The 15,847-nt window shown below is 44.5% G+C and carries 16 protein-coding genes; 8 read left to right on the forward strand and 8 right to left on the reverse strand.

The features are described 5' to 3' along the window. Positions 1–92: 92 nt before the first annotated feature. On the forward strand, positions 93–1,103 hold the full coding sequence (locus ACLD71_RS19900) for a 2-hydroxyacid dehydrogenase (protein ID WP_137671487.1): 1,011 nt from the start codon (positions 93–95) through the stop codon (positions 1,101–1,103). Positions 1,104–1,189: 86 nt separating this feature from the next. Here ACLD71_RS19900 and ACLD71_RS19905 read toward each other — a convergent pair whose 3' ends face one another. Further along, complete coding sequence (locus ACLD71_RS19905) at positions 1,190–1,456, reverse strand: hypothetical protein (protein ID WP_411991767.1); 267 nt, start codon at positions 1,454–1,456, stop codon at positions 1,190–1,192. A gap of 111 nt (positions 1,457–1,567) precedes the next feature. Then, the gene (locus tag ACLD71_RS19910) at positions 1,568–2,467 is read right to left on the reverse strand and encodes a LysR family transcriptional regulator (protein ID WP_411991768.1); all 900 of its coding nucleotides are present in this window, start codon (positions 2,465–2,467) and stop codon (positions 1,568–1,570) included. A gap of 122 nt (positions 2,468–2,589) precedes the next feature. On the opposite strand from ACLD71_RS19910, the gene ACLD71_RS19915 reads away from it, so the two are divergent. The 4 genes from ACLD71_RS19915 (at position 2,590) to ACLD71_RS19930 (ending at position 6,591) form a co-directional block, all read left to right on the forward strand. Beyond that, entirely contained in the window at positions 2,590–4,497 is a 1,908-nt protein-coding gene (locus tag ACLD71_RS19915; protein ID WP_411991769.1) for an alkyl/aryl-sulfatase, read from the forward strand. Between the two features lie 71 nt (positions 4,498–4,568). Beyond that, positions 4,569–4,829: a hypothetical protein gene (locus ACLD71_RS19920; protein ID WP_411991770.1), complete on the forward strand. Its 261-nt coding sequence runs from the start codon at positions 4,569–4,571 to the stop codon at positions 4,827–4,829. A 122-nt stretch (positions 4,830–4,951) separates the two neighbouring features. After that, a complete protein-coding gene (locus tag ACLD71_RS19925; RefSeq protein WP_137671491.1) occupies positions 4,952–5,278 on the forward strand; it encodes a hypothetical protein in 327 nt (108 codons plus the stop codon). 143 nt (positions 5,279–5,421) lie between these two features. Further along, a complete protein-coding gene (locus ACLD71_RS19930) occupies positions 5,422–6,591 on the forward strand; it encodes a DUF1624 domain-containing protein (RefSeq protein ID WP_411991771.1) in 1,170 nt (389 codons plus the stop codon). A 90-nt stretch (positions 6,592–6,681) separates the two neighbouring features. On the opposite strand, the gene ACLD71_RS19935 is transcribed toward ACLD71_RS19930, so the two are convergent. After that, positions 6,682–7,065, reverse strand: coding sequence for an ester cyclase (locus tag ACLD71_RS19935; RefSeq protein ID WP_174235913.1), 384 nt, complete (start codon positions 7,063–7,065; stop codon positions 6,682–6,684). Between the two features lie 543 nt (positions 7,066–7,608). On the opposite strand from ACLD71_RS19935, the gene ACLD71_RS19940 reads away from it, so the two are divergent. Further along, positions 7,609–7,944 (forward strand): zinc ribbon domain-containing protein YjdM, encoded by a 336-nt coding sequence (locus ACLD71_RS19940; RefSeq protein WP_137671493.1) that lies wholly within the window; start codon positions 7,609–7,611, stop codon positions 7,942–7,944. 116 nt (positions 7,945–8,060) lie between these two features. Here ACLD71_RS19940 and ushA read toward each other — a convergent pair whose 3' ends face one another. Next, positions 8,061–9,722, reverse strand: a complete 1,662-nt coding sequence (gene ushA, locus ACLD71_RS19945; protein WP_411991772.1) for a bifunctional UDP-sugar hydrolase/5'-nucleotidase UshA — start codon at positions 9,720–9,722, stop codon at positions 8,061–8,063. A 236-nt stretch (positions 9,723–9,958) separates the two neighbouring features. Here ushA and hutW point away from each other — a divergent pair, with 236 nt between their 5' ends. Together hutW and ACLD71_RS19955 are read left to right on the forward strand one after the other, a co-directional pair. Then, on the forward strand, positions 9,959–11,332 hold the full coding sequence (hutW, locus tag ACLD71_RS19950) for a heme anaerobic degradation radical SAM methyltransferase ChuW/HutW (protein WP_411991773.1): 1,374 nt from the start codon (positions 9,959–9,961) through the stop codon (positions 11,330–11,332). Positions 11,333–11,402: 70 nt separating this feature from the next. Next, positions 11,403–12,485, forward strand: a complete 1,083-nt coding sequence (locus ACLD71_RS19955) for an acyltransferase family protein (protein ID WP_411991774.1) — start codon at positions 11,403–11,405, stop codon at positions 12,483–12,485. Here ACLD71_RS19955 and ACLD71_RS19960 read toward each other — a convergent pair. The 4 genes from ACLD71_RS19960 to ACLD71_RS19975 all read right to left on the reverse strand — a co-directional run bounded on the left by ACLD71_RS19960 (position 12,472) and on the right by ACLD71_RS19975 (position 15,811). Further along, positions 12,472–13,896 carry an O-antigen ligase family protein gene (locus ACLD71_RS19960; RefSeq protein ID WP_137671497.1) on the reverse strand — a complete coding sequence of 475 codons (1,425 nt, stop codon included), beginning with the start codon at positions 13,894–13,896 and terminating at the stop codon, positions 12,472–12,474. The genes ACLD71_RS19955 and ACLD71_RS19960 overlap by 14 nt on opposite strands. Before the next feature lie 86 nt (positions 13,897–13,982). Then, the gene (locus tag ACLD71_RS19965) at positions 13,983–14,705 is read right to left on the reverse strand and encodes a tyrosine-protein phosphatase (protein ID WP_411991775.1); all 723 of its coding nucleotides are present in this window, start codon (positions 14,703–14,705) and stop codon (positions 13,983–13,985) included. Continuing rightward, positions 14,695–15,126, reverse strand: coding sequence for a hypothetical protein (locus ACLD71_RS19970; protein WP_411991776.1), 432 nt, complete (start codon positions 15,124–15,126; stop codon positions 14,695–14,697). The genes ACLD71_RS19965 and ACLD71_RS19970 overlap by 11 nt, the downstream gene beginning before the upstream one ends. Further along, a complete protein-coding gene (locus tag ACLD71_RS19975; protein ID WP_411991777.1) occupies positions 15,104–15,811 on the reverse strand; it encodes a hypothetical protein in 708 nt (235 codons plus the stop codon). Before ACLD71_RS19975 ends, ACLD71_RS19970 begins: the two co-directional genes overlap by 23 nt. Positions 15,812–15,847: the final 36 nt, after the last annotated feature.

Raw genomic sequence — 15,847 nt, forward strand, 5'->3', positions numbered from 1 at the left:
AACTTCTGTCGACTTTTGTTATTCAATGACGCTATTATGTAATAAAATTACAAAACAAGCTATCGTTAGCTACTATTGTTTTAGGAGCCGCTATGAAGATCAGTTTTTTCAGCGCTAAGCGCTACGACCGTGACCATTTTGATGCACAAAATACTTCTTCAGCCATTAGCATAGAATATTTCGACATCGCCTTGTCTGCTAAAACGGCGCGTTTAGCGCATGGCGCAGATGCAGTATGTGCCTTTGTAAACGATGACCTGTCGGCAGCAACCTTAGAAGAGCTGCACAATCACGGCATTAAATTGGTATTGCTGCGTTGTGCCGGTTTTAATAATGTTGATTTAGCTAAAGCAGAACAGCTAGGCATTACCGTTTCTCGAGTACCTGCCTACTCGCCAGAAGCTGTGGCCGAACACGCCATAGCATTAATGATGACGCTAAACCGCCGTATTCACAAAGCCTACCAACGAACCCGCGATGCCAACTTCTCGTTAGAAGGGTTAACCGGCATGAACATCTTCGGTAAAACCGCAGGGGTAATAGGTACCGGCAAAATTGGTTTAGCTACTGCGCGTATTTTAAAAGGCTTTGGCTGTAAAGTTATCGCCTTTGACCCTTATCCAAACCAAGCAGCAATTGATTTGGGTATTGAATACGTGACTATGGCAGAGCTTTTGGCACAATCACAAATCATTAGCTTGCACTGCCCACTTACCGCCGAAAATACTTATTTAATTGGTAAATCTGCCTTTAGCCAAATGCAAAAAGGCACCCTGCTTATTAATACGAGTCGCGGCAAGTTAGTGGATTCTACCGCCTGTATTGAAGCGCTAAAAGACGGCACCTTAGGCGGCTTAGCTTTAGATGTGTACGAGCATGAAAAAGAGCTGTTCTTTGAAGACTTGTCAGCTGAAGTGATCCTTGATGACGTATTCCGCCGCTTGTCGGCTTGTCATAACGTTATCTTTACTGGCCACCAAGCCTTCTTAACCCAAGAAGCCTTGCAGAGCATTGCCGACACAACTTTGCTTAACGTAAAAGCATTTAGCGAAGGCCAACGTAGCGGAAATGAAGTCACCGCTGAAGTGATAGATAACAGCTAACGCGCCAAACGCGACGAAACAAACCGAAAAACAAAAGGCAGCACAATAAGTGCTGCCTTTTTAGTTATTAGAGAAGCAAGTAACGGCTAACCTGCTGTGCGCTCATCTTTGAGCTTGCCGCTATAAATACACATGGCCGAATTATAGTCGTTGTAGGCAATCGCATAATTAAAATCACAATAATAAGTTGGCTCTTTAGTGGCAATGGCATCGCCGGCTTTACACTGATTATTTAAGCCCTCTACCAATGAGCCGCCTCGCGATCCCATACAGGCTTTGCCAGTGGGAGTCGCTTGAGAATTGCATCCGCTTAGTGCCAATACGCCGATGATTAATAGTACTGCTTGTTTCATTAAAATCCCTATTTATCAAATAAAAGCCGCACTACTTTAGCAACAAACTTTATTGGTAAATAGAAACTAAATCAATAAGTTAAGCGAATGATTAAAGCGTGCTCAATCGGCTCATGTCTGACCCGACAACAAGCATTGATCTCTTAACCAGCGATGCGCAGGGTCATTCGTACGTGAAGGATGCCAATACATGCTCACCACTATTTGTGCAGGCAAAAAGTTTGCATGTAAGGGCTTTAAGCCAAAGTGCTGGCAATGCCGAGAGGCTAATCGCTCAGGTAATATGCCCATGCAATCACTTTGGGCAATAAGCGGTAACATATCCATAATGCCGCTCGCCTGCCAGGCAACCCGCCTCTCTGTTAGGCCCGCTATTCCCATGTCACCGAGGTAGCCGAATTTTTGCTCCGGCTGGGAGTGAATGACATGTTGCTCACTCAAATATTGCTCTAGATTAATTTCACTACCACTTATTCTTGGGTGCTGCGCTCTGCACACCACCGCTAACTTATCTTGCATGACCACTTGCGAGCGTAAATTGGGGTAGCGGTTTGATTCAGCTTCAATCAGCAAATCACATTGATGGGTGCGCAATAAGCTGATCATATCCTGCCCAAACAAAGGTTCGGTTTTTACCGAGGCCAACGGAGCTTGTTCAAATAAGCGTTTTGATAACTGCGGAAATAACGTGAAACTGAATACGCTTAAAGCCGCAATAGTAAACTGACGTTGGCATTTGGCCGGATTAAAGTGGCGTTGCTCTGGCAACATATGAGCAATACTCTCTACCGAGTTGGCCAAGGCAGGATAAATATCCATGGCATACGGGGTGGGCTCTACACCGTGGCTACCGCGAGTAAATAAGTTATCCTTAAAAATGTCGCGCAAGCGAGTCACGCTCTGGCTCACAGCCGATTGGCTAATGCCCAAGCGTTTAGCGGCCTTACTGTAATTTCGCTCTTCCACTATCGCCACAAAAGTAGGAATGAGACTGTAGTCTGAATGTTTCATAAGTTAAGAATTCTGCTTTTTACTCATCAACTATTAGATATCTTATATCACATATCAGCAAAGCGATAACGCTTTGGCGTAGCGTAGTGCCAACTTAAACGTAAACAAGGCCTAGCTTCGATATGAAAAAAACAAGCATTGCTTTATCTGTACTTATTGCCTCTGGCTTAGCAAACCTAGCGGTTGCGGGCGACAACCATAGTCACCGTTTTGATGACGTAGAAATTACCATTCCTACTCTTTCACACGATTACTACTTAGGTGAAGACTCTGGTGCAACTCACTACTGGCATGGTGAAAACCAAGACATGAAGTGGATCCCTACCGGTGGCAACGATGCCTTTGATGCTAAATCAGACAAAGTTCACCCACAGTTAACTGCACACTCGCAGAAAATGGATAAGGGTTTATTTGCATACCAAGATAAGTACTTTCAAGTTTACGGTTACGGCTTAACCTCTCCAATGATTGTTGACGGTTCCGACGGCCTTATCATTCTTGATCCGGTTGAGTCAGTAGACAAAATGCAAGACGTAATGGCTGATTTCCGTAAAGTAACCGGCAACAAAAAGCCTGTTGCAGCTGTTATGTACTCGCACTGGCACCCAGATCACTACGCTGGCGTACGTGGTATTGAAGGCGCAGAAGACGCCTTAATTATTGCTCACGATACCTTTATGAGTAATGTAGTTAAAGGCTCTATGGGCGGCACTGGTCCGGCACTTGGTTTCCGTGTTGACTACTCATTAGGAACTCTACTTAGCGTAGAAGAAGGTGGCCGAATTAACGGTGGCCTAGGTCCAGATTTTGAAATTCGCGAGCACAGCCTTATTGCCCCTAATACTCTAGTTGAAGGTTTTAACGGCGTATTAGAGATGGACATTGCTGGTGTTAAGGTTGAGTTCAAACACGTTCCTTCTGAAGCATCTGACGAAATCACTGCCTACTTCCCAGAAGCTAACTTACTGTTTGGTTCTGAAGTAATCCAAGGCGAAAGCTTCCCTAACTTGCACACCATTCGTGGCACTAAATACCGTGACCCAAGCATTTGGTTCCCTGGTATCGACGTACTTCGTGAATACCAAGCAGAAACAATGATGTTATCTCATGGTCGCCCAGTGGTTGGTGCTAAGCACGTAGACAACACGCTAACGGCATACCGAGATGCGATTCAGTTTACTTACGACCAATCAATTAAAGCGATTAACAACGGCTCTACTCAAGAAGATTTGATCCGTGAAATTAAGTTGCCTAAGCACCTTGAAAACCACCCATGGTTAGGTGACTTCTACGGTTCTATTCGCCATGCTGCTAAGCAAATCTTTGTAGGTGAAATGGGCTGGTTTGATGGTGACCCAACAACACTAAACGCGACCTACTCGGTAGATGCGTCTCAACGCTATGTTGAGATGGTGGGCGGCAAAGCCAAAATGATGAAGTTCGCTATCGACGCATTTGACAATGGCGATTACCAATGGAGCGCAGAGCTTACTACTCACGTCATTCGTGTAGACCTTGATGACATGCAACCTCGCCTACTTAAAGCTAAAGCCTTGCGTGAACTAGGTTACCGTGAAACCAATAACAACTGGCGTAACTGGTACCTAACCTCTGCTCAAGAGTTAGACGGTACCATTGATTACTCGAAGAAAATCAACCTTCAAGCCCCTGATTTAATGGCTGAGTTTGAACCTTCGCAACTTGTTAACGCACTTCGCTTTAGCTTAAACGCCGAGCGCAGCGCCGACCAACACTTCACCATTGCGTTTAACTTCTCAGACACTAAAGAAGTTCATGCACTAGAAGTTCGTCGCTCTGTGGCGCAATTCCACAAGAGCTATAACGGCGAAGCGAAAGCAACAGTTAATCTTACTAAACCAGTATTCCTAGGTTTATTAGTAGGTAAAGTAGATTTTGCTGAAGCAGTGAAAGCGGGCTATATCACCTTAGATGGTGACGCAGCAACCGTTCCTGCATTCTTTGGCTTGCTAGACAAACCAGCAGAAAACCCAAAAATCACTTTGCGTTAATCGCTTAGGTAGTGACTTAAAGAGCGCCTTTGGCGCTCTTATTTATTTCAATCACATCCCCAGAGGCTAATATGAGAAAATATCTGCTCGTTGCATTTATCGCACTAAGCCCAATAGCAAGTTACGCCTGCAGCCACGATATGTTGTTTTCGGCTCCACACATGCACAATCACGAGGCCTTGGTAGACGCGTTAAATCAATCTCAAGGTAAGCAGCCTAAACCTTTTAATTTAAATGCATTGCCCGCTAAGCCTACTAAAAACCAATTTCAGGCGAAGGGTTTTCGAAAACTACCGGGTTACAAAATGCCCAACACGAAAGCAAAAGCGTAAACACCGATTATTCAGCAACTCAGCAAAGCTTAAAGTAAGCCAATGAAAAATTGCTTACAGCCTCCGGCTTTGGTAAAAAGCTCTGTCATACCCCCAAATCACCGACACAAATATACTAAAACATGTTTCAGCATCGTATTTTATCTATAGCGCTTATTATTTGGACAGTGGGTTTAGGCCAAACCACTAGTCTATTGGCGCTTGCCGAGTTAATGCATGAAGCAGGTCACCACTCCCATGTAAACAGTGGCAGCGTAGAGCAGCATAAAAATGGCCAATGTCACTCGCAATCACTATTGCACAGCTGTGCTATAAGCTTGCTCGTCAGCCCACCCGCTCATCGAGTAGAAGCCAACTATTTAGACATTAGCACTGCCCAAGCAACCTTCTATTCCCCATTATTTTGCCACGGGAAAAGCATTCGCGCGCCCCCGGTTCTTTTTGTTTAAGCATTGACGACTACGCTTAGTGCTTTAATTAAGATTTAAGCAAGCTTACTTATTTGGTAACTAGCCTTGGCTAGGGCGAAGTATTCGCCCAGTAACAATGGCTGAAGCCGAACCCGAAGCCGAACACAAAACGAAAAGAATTAATGAATACACACACAGTGACTCCCCAAAACAGCCCAGTTAAAGGGCCAAGGCTCGCCTCCATCGACATAATGCGCGGTTTGGTCATGGTATTTATGCTGCTCGATCACTTACGCGAGCGCTTTTATTATCAGCATAAAATCACCGACCCTATCACCATAGAAGACACCGAAGCAGAGCTATTTTTCACTCGTATCTTGGCTCACTTATGTGCGCCAATATTTGTGTTTCTTACCGGTGTTTCTGCCTGGCTCTATGCAAACCCCGCTAACAAACCACCGCGCTCTGCGCAGCAGTTTTTGTTAAAACGAGGGCTATTTTTAGTCCTGCTTGAAGTAACCTTAATTAACTTCTCTTGGTTTGGTGCCTATAACGCGCTTTACCTGCAAGTTATTTGGGCGATTGGCGTAAGCATGATTACCCTAGGTTTGCTAAGTAAACTGCCACACAAGTGGATTGCCGCCTTAGGGTTAGCCATTGTATTTGGCCATAATAGCTTGGAGTTTATTCAATTTTCTCTCGGTGAGTGGGGTTACAGCTTATGGACTATTTTGCACGACCGTGGGCCACTTTATAGCAGCGACTCATTCACTGTGTTTGCTTCTTACCCAGTACTGCCGTGGATTGGTGTAATACTGTTGGGTTATGCCATTGGCCCAGTATTTAGCCGTAGCTTTAACAGTGAGCAACGCCAAGCTTTTTTAGTAAAACTGTCATTGCTGGCATTGAGCTTAATGTTAGTGTTGCGTGGATTTAATATTTACGGGGAAGACTTGCCGTGGCAAGCAGGTGCAACTTGGTTAGAAGGCGTGATGTCATTTCTAAACTTCACTAAATACCCGCCGTCTTTAATGTTTATATTGCTCACGCTAGGCATAGCCTTAAGTTTGTTAGCGCTTTTTGAAAAGACCCAAAATAAACTCACAGACGCGCTAAAAACTTATGGTTCAGCGCCCATGTTCTTCTACATATTTCATTTATACGTATTGTTAATTGGCTACAAGCTAGCCATGTGGGGGATTGGCCCGAACGCTGGAGATATATTTGGATTTGCTGCGCTTTGGCAAGTGTGGTTACTCACTGCCATACTGGCTGTGTTGCTGTACTTCCCTACTCGCGCCTTTGCTCGCTATAAACATGCCAGTAAACAAGCTTGGGTAAAATACCTGTAAAATCGCAGCCGTTAACTCGGCTCGCTTGCGCTAAATGACCAATAAGAAAGCCGACTCACAAGTCGGTTTCTCTTTAGTTGCAGCAGTGCCCTAAAACATACTATTGCCATTGGCAGAGCCTTCTGGCACTTGTTGAATACTGTCCCAGTGCTCCACTATTTTACCGTTTTCATCAAAGCGGAAAAAATCCATGGTGACATATTGATCGTTACCCGGCCAAGTTTGATGAGTGTGCAGCGCAACCATGTCACCCTCAGCAATGGTGCGCAAAAATCGAATCTGTTTGTCTGGGTAGTCACGTTGCATCTCTTCAAAATAATCAATGAAGCCCTGCAAGCCATTTGCCACTAAGGGATTGTGTTGAATATATTCATCACCCACATACAGCTCAACGGCTTTTGCTGGCTCTCCTAAATAAGCCATTTGGTAAAATGCTACGGCGTTCGCTTTGTTTTGTTTTAGGTGCATACCCATTATTGTCCACTACTCTGCTAAAAGTTACCTACTAGATATAATAGAACATGGAGCTTGAAGTAAGCCCTAAATAGCTTAGCTATCAAAAGACACCCATAGTACCAAGCACTCTTGTTGACTCCTAAAAGGCTCATTTAGCTAACCCAGTTGCCGGCTTGCGTAGTGGCAAGCTTCAGGCCTTACTATATTTCAGGTGCTTTAATGATGTACATTTCTTGACCACCCGATTCCCAATGTGAAATCCATTGTAAATGTATAGTTTATTGGGGCTATTGGTTCACTCTGGGATTATCAGCATTTATACCGGTATTTAGTTTGATTTGGCGATGCTAAAAACACATAACAATCGGATCAAATACACTACCATCATTCATCTAATTCCATAGGCACTTCATTTAAACAAGATGAGGTGTTTATGCTAACTTATAAAATGGTTAACAAGACTCAGCAATACTCGCTTGAATTTTGTAACTCTCTAAACTCGCTCTTGTTGAATTAGCACAGTACCATAGCGCTTTAATCCAATTTCAGAAGTCGAAAACCATGTCATTCCCACCTTGCCCAAACTGTCACTCCGAATATGTTTATCAAGATCAAAGCCAGCTTGTATGCCCTGAATGCGCTTACGAATGGAACCCAGCAGAAGCAGCCGAAGCTGAAACGATTAACGTAAAAGACGCAAACGGGACGCTGTTGTCTGAAGGTGACAAGGTGACATTAGCCAAAGACTTAAAAGTTAAAAGCAGTTCTTTGGTTTTAAAAATTGGCACAAAAGCCCTTGTCAGGCGCATAGTCGATGGCAAAGACCATCAACTAGACTGTAAAGTTGATGGCGCAGGTGAAATGATGATAACGGCGCAGTTCGTAAAGAAAGCATAAGACGCACCAAGGCTTGCACTTCTAATCCAATTGCTCGGGTTTATTCGCCATTTTGCCTTAGCACTTCTGAATCAGAAAAGGCCTCAATCGAGGCCTTTTCTAATCAAAAGACCTAGTTACTTGTAGGTAATTTCGCCTTTATCATTGTAGTCAGCTGCATTCACTGGGCTTTGCTGCTCTAGGTAGGCTTTAAGTACTTCGGCATCTACAAAGCCAGTATCAACAAAACCACTGTGGCCGGTAATTTTCGGGTAGCCGTCGCCACCAGAAGCGTTGAAGTTAGGAATAGTAAAACGGTAACTGGCTGTTTCGTCTAAAGGTTTACCGCCAATCACCACTTCGCTTACCTTGCCAGCAGCTACTTTCATACCAATCCCTGAGAATTGCGCATAAGCGCCAGTATCCACCGGCATGGCAGCCACTACCGATAAATAGTCCATCACCTCACTGCCGCTCATGTCTACATAGGTAATAGTGTTTGAGAAAGGTTGTACCGTGAGTACGTCTTTATAGCTTACTTCGCCTTCTTCCATTGAGGCGCGCACACCACCGGAATTCATCACAGCGAAGTCGGCATTCACTCGCTCTTTGTGCGCGGTGGCAATAAGACGGCCTAAATTAGTTTGGCCAAAGCGAACCTTGTTGCGGTCCCCTACTAGGCGGCCGCTTAGCTCGGCAATGTTAACCCCCAGCTGTTCTTGACCTTGCTCTTGATAAGGGCTGAGTAGCGCCAGTACCTCAGGATTTTGGGGTATTTCATCCTGCACAAATACCCGCTGTTTTTTGCCATCTACTGTTATTTTTTTCTTTAAGTTAACCGGCACTAACTTATAGCTATCGAGGGTGAACTCACCGTTCTTAAAGCTATAATCGGCGCGGCCTACGTACTTGCCCCATTCATAAGCTTGTACTATCCAGGTGCCGTTTTGTTTATCGGGTTTACATTCGTCACCCGGCTTAAACGTTTGGGTGTACATGTTGGGGCCTTCCATGCACACAGGCTCTTGTGAATGACCACCAACAATTAAATCTAATTCACCTTCATTAAGTGAGCGCGCCAAGCTCACGTCGCCCGGCGCATTTACCCCATGTTTAGCATTGGCGTAATGCCCCATATGTGTCACCGCAAACACCAAATCAGGTTTCTCTGTTTGATTTAGCTCTGCAATAACGTGTTTTGCTTCAAGCTTCGGATCGCGAAACTCTAAATCGGCGACATTATCTGGATGTACAAGCTTGTAAGTATCTTCGGTAGTAAAGCCAATAACCGCTACTTTTACCCCTTGCAGATCAAACATGTGGTAAGGCTTAAATTTACGTTCGCCGTTAGATTTTTGGTAAATGTTCGCGGATAGAAAAGGAAAGCCTGCCCATTGTTGCTGCTTGGCTAATACTTCTAGGCTGTTATCAAATTCGTGATTTCCCAAGGCCATAGCGTCGTAACCCAACATGTTCATGCCTTTAAAGTCTGGCTCGGCGTCTAACAAGTCGGACTCTGGCACGCCGGTATTAATATCGCCGCCCGACAGCAACAGTACGCTGCCACCTTCGGCGGCTACTTCTTCACGAATACTATCAATCAAGGTTTTGCGTGCGGCTAAGCCATATTCACCGTATTTGTTTTGCCAAAAACGACCATGGTGATCGTTAGTATGCAACACGGTAATTTTGTAACTTTGGTCAACCTTCCAAGTTTGTTGTGGGGCTGAGCTACAGGCTGCTAACAAACTAGCAGCTAATAAAGTAGGGACGAGGGCAATGCCTGAATGCAGGTTCATCTTTCTTCCTTGATGATGAAGTGAATAAGCTAATCATAGTTCAACAACAATCGCTTACAACCAGTCTACGCGAACAAATAGCTAAAGCCTAAAGCCGCTAAACCATCCTTGCCAAAAGTGTTGATAGCCAAAATTATCTAACAAAAGCGAAGCAAAAAGAAGAATACTTGGTTTAGATCAAACAAACACAAATGATAATGATTTACATTTAGATTAAATAACTTTTTGAGCACACCATGTCTACTGCCATTCCTGTAAATTCTGCGCACCTGTCGGAAGCGTTAACGGGGCAAGCTAGCCCCTCCCCGTTACAATTTGCCTTCACTAAAAAAACAGGTGCTCATGCCAACCATGGCAAACGCGAAGCCTTAAGTGGTGAGCAAGCTCGTGAGCAGCTCACTAAACAATTAGCCAATAAAGATGCAAGCCCTCGCCCGCGCGCTATCTATATTCATATTCCATTTTGCCGCGTTCGCTGCACCTTCTGTAGTTTTTTCCAGTACGCCAGCAACCAGCAAATGATGGATGATTACTTTACTCTGCTAGAGCAAGAGCTAATTGCTAAATCACGCTACCCATGGAGCCAAGCTAAACCATTTGATGCGGTGTACGTAGGCGGAGGCACCCCAACCGATTTAAACCCCGAGCAGCTAAATAGACTAGGCCAGCTAATTTTCACTTACTTTCCGCTCAGCGCTAATTGCGAAATCACCTTAGAGGGCAGGCTCAATAAGTTTAGCGAAGACAAGTTTCAAGCGGCGTTAGCAGGCGGCTTCACCCGCTTCTCCTTTGGTGTGCAGAGCTTTAACTCAAAAGTACGCAGAGCAGCCAAAAGATTAGATGACCGAGAATACATTTTAGAACGCTTGCAGCAACTCACCGCCTCAAATAGCGCGACAATTGCTATAGATTTGATTTATGGATTGCCACATCAAACTCCACAAAACTGGCAGCAAGACTTACAAGATGTAATTGATAGCGGCGTACATGGTGTGGATTTATACCAATTACTCACCTTTGGAGGCAGTGGCCTACAACGCAATATTGATGCAGGGCGCGAAGCGGTGCCCTTAAGCTCTAGCGATAAAGCGTTAATGTACCAACAAGGCCACCAGTTTTTTAACCAACGAGATTTTAAGCAACTAAGTTACTGCCACTGGGCCAGTCATTCTCGCGAGCAAAGCCGTTACAACTCTTTAGTCAAACAAGGCGCAGAAATCCTGCCTATTGGCGCCGGTGCTGGCGGCAATATAAACGGATACGCCCTAATGCAAACCCGCGATATTGAGGCTTGGAAAGCAGGTATCCAACAACACAACTGGGCGTTTGAGCAGTTGAGCTTACCTGCAGAAAATGCCGAGTTAAAAGCAGCGATAACCAGTGCCTGCGACAAAGGTATAATAAGCGCTAAGGTATTACCTAACGGTCATGAGCTCTTTGCGCATTGCTTACCTTTGTTTGAAGCATGGCAAAAGAATGGGCTAGTAAATAAAGAGGATAACAGTGTGAAGCTAAGCTTAGCTGGACAGTTTTGGTCGGTAAATTTAGCCAATGCAATGACCAGCTACTTACAGCAGTATCCTTTAAGAGAGTTAGCGCTTACTGAGTAAAACATTGATGAAACTATAAACTACTGCCATGATGCTTGTTCACTTTTTAGAATAAACAAATAGGCAACAAATGTTTGGCACGGTAAGGACACTGTGGGCGTTAATGGTGGTATTTGGTCACTTATTTTGGCTTAGCGACTTCGGTCGCTTTGCTGTATTTGGCTTTTACATTCTAAGCGGTTATTTAATGACCTACGTTATGCATAATAGCTATGGTTACAATGCCAGCGGCAGAAAACGTTTCGCACTTAATCGCTTTTTAAGGCTCTACCCACCCTATTGGTTTGCTTGTTTAATCAGTTTTGTGTTGTTGCTAGTATTTGCAACTCAAATGCCTAGAGGTGGCTTTTCTACCATTGCATTGCCGAACAATATGTTGAGTGTTTTTGGCAATATCACCATGGTATTCGCTCATTGGATCCCCCACTCCATTACACCAAGGTTATCACCCGCTGCGTGGGCGCTTACCGTTGAATTGTTCTTTTATGTTGCTATTTGTTTAGGTATTTCTAAAACATTTAAACGCACCATAATATGGTTTAGCTTGTCGCTGCTGTTTATCGGTTTTAGTTACGCAGCCAACTTATATTGGCATGCTCGTTACTTCTCTATTCCAGCAGGTTCTTTGCCCTTCTCTATTGGCGCGCTTATCTATTTCATCGTTAAGCTTGAAAAGGTACCGCAGGGCTTACAATGCCTATTAACACGCCCAGCCCTTATCCTGATTAGCATGGTGAGCATTTCAGCAATTGTGGCTTGGTTAATCCCTCAGGGCATTAATTCAACGCTTGTAGAGTTGATGTTTTACCTAAACATGTTGGTAAGTGCGCTGTTGGTATTGAGCTTAGCCTTGGGTAACAGCATTAGTAACAAAATAAGCAAAGGCTTTGATAAGTTTGTCGGTGACTTCTCCTACCCCATTTATTTACTTCACTACCAAGTAAGCATGGTAGCCAGTGTATTGCTGCTGGGAGAAGTCTCTAAATTTAAAGATGCCTTTAGCCTAGAGGCTCTGCTCCTCGTTTGCTTAGGTCTAATTGCCATTTCACTGTTCGTGATTAAGTGCATAGACATGCCAGTAGAAAAAGTTCGCAATGCCGTTCGCCAAAATACCGGCAAGCCTTCTCCCTCTACTAAGGCTACGTTGAACTAAGTTTTTTGGTGTCGTAACCTTGTTTTGGCATATGGCTGGCAATTAACGCTAAGCTAAGTATCACAACAAAGGTTGCGGCATTGGCGGGTGCCTGCAAATTAAAATCAACACTGATGTGAATAAGCATCGCCGTTATCGCCATAAAACATCCTAGCGCTGTGCCTTTCATTAAGGGATCGTTGCGTTTATTCAAGGTAGTTAAACAGCGATAAGCAACCCATAACACTGCAGCACCTAACAGCAGAGTGATAGGCAGCCCTGATTCAATAGCAAATTGTAGGTAATCATTATGGGTATGATCGAAAAACGCGCTAATTGGCTGAGGTAAGTAGGCCTGAAACACTGAGTAAAAACTCCCCGCTCCGCTGCCAAATACCGGGAAATCTTTAAACATATTTAGCGCCCAATCAAATATGTATATTCGCCCCTCGTCTACCAGTACGGTAGAACTCAAACGCTCTCGTACCTTGCTTAAACCAAACATAGAACTCACGATTAATACGTCAATCAACAACATACTGACAATTAATACCGTAAGTGTTTTGGGTCGCTGTCGGTAAAGCAGCAAAGCCAGTACACCACCAATAAGCGTTGTGGCAAAAAACGCGCTGTTGCCCATGCGCGAGCGAGACATCACTAAGCCAATAACCATAATGATCATGCACATACGCACTAACATTTTGGGACTTAAGGCGGCGTCTAGCAGGCCAGATAACTGCACTCGCCAAGAGTTGGCAGTATTCACTTTTAAATCAGCCACAATCAACGCTAGCCCCATCATTAAGCTAAGCAATAGATAATTAGCAAAGTGATTTTTATACACATAAGAGCCCGTTGCAACGGGACCGATGTCCATGCCAAATACAGGGCTTTGTTCAGTATTGCTTAACAGCAACATCGCACCGTAAAAGGCCTGAAAAGTACCACTCACCACAATAGCAACCAGTACAGTGCGGATCCGCTTTGGTCGATTAACCAGCAATAGCGTATTTAATGCCAACAGCAAATAGCTTACTCCCTTTAGCAAACTGATTTTGGTTTGCTCTGGGTCGAGGGATAAGGGCTGTGCAGCAGCGTTAGCCGACGCATCTAACAATACTCGGTGACGTAGCTCTGCATTATTAGGTGCTAACCACTCTAATAAGCCAGCGGGCAGCGACACCAACTGTAATACAGTAAACAGCTGGAACAGCGCTAACGCCACCAGCAAGAACACACCGGGTCGTAGGTAATGCCAAGGAATGTTATGACGAAAGCAATACACTAAACCCAAGCTTTGCATGGCAATCAATAATTCCATTATTGACCAAGCCCATGGTCGATTACTGCCTAACGGTATTGGCAGCCATACCAACAAAAATATGAAACTAGCAAAAATTATCGCTTCTAATTTCGCCGACGCTACTCGCATTTCAACTACTTCCTGTATTTTGCTTGATCATAAATGTAATACGCCACTCGGGTTAGCTAGTGTTCTGGTAAACAGCCAAGAGATACTTAGCTAATACCCAATATTTGAGCCGGGTTGTCCCACAACAAACGCTTTGCATGCTCTTCATTGCTTAAGTGCTTTATACGTTCGAACGCTGGATTTAAGTTTGTGGTGCGCTTTTCTATATCGTGAGCGTCGCTGGCCAAAATATGAATAGAGCCTGCTTTTAATAAACTCTCAGCAATAGATTGCGCTTGTTGGCGAAACTTACCTAAGAACGAATCTGCAGTAACTTGGAACAAACAGCCGAGCTTAATCAACTGAGACAGCTGATACGGGTTTTTCCAGATCCCATGGTTACGTTCAGGGTGAGCGATCATCACTTGAATACTGTTCTTTTGTAACCAACGAATAAGCGTGCTGGTACCTTGTGGCACACTGCCGTGAGGAAGCTCCAACAACAACAAAGGCTTTTGCTGATACTCTCCAATAAAAGGCAGCTTTTCTTGCATTGCCCATTGCATCACCTCTGGGCACAAATGAACCTCGGCCGCGCTGCGCAACTCGACATCAATGTCTCGTTGCGATAGCGCTATCTGTAAGGTATTAAAGGCGGCTTCTATGGTTGCAGGGGTATTGTTGTAAGTGCCCGGATGCATGTGTGGTGTGGCCACCATTACCTTAGTACCATTGGCTTGCGCCATGCTTACCATTTCAATGGCTTGCTGAAGGTTTTGCGCACCATCATCAATGCCTGGAAGAATATGGCAATGTAAATCAATGAACATTTTCACCTCCTGCTGAGTCCCACGTAGAAGGTCGTTTTAAGAACATAACCAATACGCTGGCAGACAATAAGCCTGCGTAATTAAAGCCAAGATCACCCCAAGAAAACTGGCGATACACCGAGAATGCCTGCAAGCCTTCATCGACAGTAAATGCTAAGCACAACAGCAACATAATTGCCCGAATACCCGCAAATTTAACCGCGTAAATACGCTCACTCACCGCCATCATTAACAACGTACTGCAGGTTAATGCCGCCACAAAATGAACCACCGTATCGCCACCTAAGTAGATTTCTAAGCGTGCAAAAAACACGCTGTAGTTACCGGAGCTTTTTAAGCCTGTGGCCACCAGCAGCGCTATACAAACGCAGCCGCAAGCAATTTGCCAAAGTCGCTGATTAAGCCTTTGCGCAAGCGGCATAATCTACTCCAGCTAATAAATATAAGGCACAAGCGCGTTGCTTAAACTGCGGTTTTAACATTGCTTGGCTAAGGCCACGATGCATAAAATCATGTTGCTCAACTTTTAGTAGCGCCTCCGCCACCTGAGTACGCTGGGCGACCGTTAATTCAGGCCACAGGCTTAAACCAATTTCTAGGTAGGCAAACAAGGTAACAGGCGCGTTCTCTCCCACTTTGCGGGCCATGCCTAAATAATGCATTGCTTCTTGACTATCGGCTTTTCGATACAAGGCATTTTTTGCTAAATCAACATAGGTATTAGGCCAAGTTGGTCTGAGTTCAACCGAGCGCAAATAGTACTTTTGGGCTTTTAGTAAGTTGTGCTTTTTAAGTATGGATTTATTGGCTGTTTCAGAGGCTAAAACCAGCTTGAAAAAATTGTTCCATTCTACTTGTTTAGCCGCCAGTACTTGGTAGTGAGGATGAGTATTTTGCCACGCTAACATGTCGTGGGTAACTTGTTCTGCAACGTCTAGATTATTCGCGGTAAGTTGTGAACTTAGGTTTTGTTGCCAGCGTTTATGCCAAGCATCAACGGCATAACTATTGGCATTGGCTAAACCATATTGCACCGACACAACCGCTACCCACAGTGACACCAGCAGCACTCCTAACAAACACAACTTGTCTCTAACTTGCGCCATTACTACCTTCTCTTTGGTTTACCGCTTTCGGCTATT

Origin of the sequence: Agarivorans sp. DSG3-1 (assembly GCF_046774965.1) — a bacterium.
GTDB lineage: Bacteria > Pseudomonadota > Gammaproteobacteria > Enterobacterales > Celerinatantimonadaceae > Agarivorans.

What these genes read in the sequence shown, in the direction of transcription:
- ACLD71_RS19900 (WP_137671487.1), top strand. Translation starts at nt 93, where the DNA reads ATGAAGATCAGTTTTTTCAGCGCTAAGCGCTACGACCGTGACCATTTT.
- ACLD71_RS19905 (WP_411991767.1), bottom strand. Translation starts at nt 1,456, where the DNA reads ATGAAACAAGCAGTACTATTAATCATCGGCGTATTGGCACTAAGCGGA.
- ACLD71_RS19910 (WP_411991768.1), bottom strand. Translation starts at nt 2,467, where the DNA reads ATGAAACATTCAGACTACAGTCTCATTCCTACTTTTGTGGCGATAGTG.
- ACLD71_RS19915 (WP_411991769.1), top strand. Translation starts at nt 2,590, where the DNA reads ATGAAAAAAACAAGCATTGCTTTATCTGTACTTATTGCCTCTGGCTTA.
- ACLD71_RS19920 (WP_411991770.1), top strand. Translation starts at nt 4,569, where the DNA reads ATGAGAAAATATCTGCTCGTTGCATTTATCGCACTAAGCCCAATAGCA.
- ACLD71_RS19925 (WP_137671491.1), top strand. Translation starts at nt 4,952, where the DNA reads ATGTTTCAGCATCGTATTTTATCTATAGCGCTTATTATTTGGACAGTG.
- ACLD71_RS19930 (WP_411991771.1), top strand. Translation starts at nt 5,422, where the DNA reads ATGAATACACACACAGTGACTCCCCAAAACAGCCCAGTTAAAGGGCCA.
- ACLD71_RS19935 (WP_174235913.1), bottom strand. Translation starts at nt 7,065, where the DNA reads ATGGGTATGCACCTAAAACAAAACAAAGCGAACGCCGTAGCATTTTAC.
- ACLD71_RS19940 (WP_137671493.1), top strand. Translation starts at nt 7,609, where the DNA reads ATGTCATTCCCACCTTGCCCAAACTGTCACTCCGAATATGTTTATCAA.
- ushA (WP_411991772.1), bottom strand. Translation starts at nt 9,722, where the DNA reads ATGAACCTGCATTCAGGCATTGCCCTCGTCCCTACTTTATTAGCTGCT.
- hutW (WP_411991773.1), top strand. Translation starts at nt 9,959, where the DNA reads ATGTCTACTGCCATTCCTGTAAATTCTGCGCACCTGTCGGAAGCGTTA.
- ACLD71_RS19955 (WP_411991774.1), top strand. Translation starts at nt 11,403, where the DNA reads ATGTTTGGCACGGTAAGGACACTGTGGGCGTTAATGGTGGTATTTGGT.
- ACLD71_RS19960 (WP_137671497.1), bottom strand. Translation starts at nt 13,896, where the DNA reads ATGCGAGTAGCGTCGGCGAAATTAGAAGCGATAATTTTTGCTAGTTTC.
- ACLD71_RS19965 (WP_411991775.1), bottom strand. Translation starts at nt 14,705, where the DNA reads ATGTTCATTGATTTACATTGCCATATTCTTCCAGGCATTGATGATGGT.
- ACLD71_RS19970 (WP_411991776.1), bottom strand. Translation starts at nt 15,126, where the DNA reads ATGCCGCTTGCGCAAAGGCTTAATCAGCGACTTTGGCAAATTGCTTGC.
- ACLD71_RS19975 (WP_411991777.1), bottom strand. Translation starts at nt 15,811, where the DNA reads ATGGCGCAAGTTAGAGACAAGTTGTGTTTGTTAGGAGTGCTGCTGGTG.